1 protein-coding gene is annotated in these 350 nt (G+C 46.6%); it reads left to right on the forward strand.

Annotated features, from left to right (window positions below; all coding sequences use genetic code 11):
• On the forward strand, positions 1-350 hold a 350-nt coding region (locus AB5935_RS27905), incomplete at both ends, for a glycoside hydrolase family 97 N-terminal domain-containing protein (protein WP_368328090.1).

Consider the following 350-nt stretch of genomic DNA (forward strand, 5'->3'; position numbering starts at 1 on the left):
GTCTTATACAGCATATGATGTCGCAGGGAAAAATGGCTGGGGAGAAGGATATACATTTCCCTGTCTATTTCGTAATGGAGATAATGGTTGGGTGCTTGTTTCCGAAACGGGAGTAAATGGTGGATATTGTGCGAGCCGTCTGTTGGGACACAAAGGAGGAGTGTATACCATTGGATTTCCGCAAGAAGGTGAAGCAAATGGGAATGGTACGGTTTCTCCGGGGATAGCATTACCGGGTGAGACGCCTTGGCGTACTGTTACTGTGGGCAAGACTTTGGCTCCAATAGTGGAGACAACGGTTCCTTTTGATGTTGTAAAACCGCTTTATCAGGCAAAAGGAGAGTATACGT

The organism is Phocaeicola sp. RTP21198st1_B8_RTP21198_201120, from assembly GCF_040929485.1.
GTDB lineage: Bacteria > Bacteroidota > Bacteroidia > Bacteroidales > Bacteroidaceae > Phocaeicola > Phocaeicola dorei.